At 54.9% G+C, this 255-nt stretch carries 1 protein-coding gene; it reads right to left on the reverse strand.

The genetic code is table 11. From position 1 onward, the window contains the following. The coding region (locus M8013_RS00020) for a helix-turn-helix domain-containing protein (protein WP_472925653.1) at positions 1–166 on the reverse strand (166 nt) is incomplete at its 3' end. Positions 167–255 lie beyond the last annotated feature (89 nt).

Raw genomic sequence — 255 nt, forward strand, 5'->3', positions numbered from 1 at the left:
GAAGACCGGAAGCGCCATCTTCAGCCCAGCGGCGAAGCCACTTATAGGCGGTGGCAGGTGAAATGCCGTAGTGACGGCACAGTGCGCGGATGTTCGCCCCGTCCTGCGAGGCGAACATCACAAACTCGGTACGTAATGACATGGTATCTCTCGCATCCCACGGCATAAGCGACTCCATATACGGGTTCTTATGCCTTAGTTGTAAGTGTCTACCATGTCCCCGAACAAGCGTTCACTATGTCCCCAGTCTGTACA

The organism is Silvania confinis (genome assembly GCF_025564085.1).
In the GTDB taxonomy this organism is placed as follows: domain Bacteria; phylum Pseudomonadota; class Gammaproteobacteria; order Enterobacterales; family Enterobacteriaceae; genus Enterobacter; species Enterobacter confinis.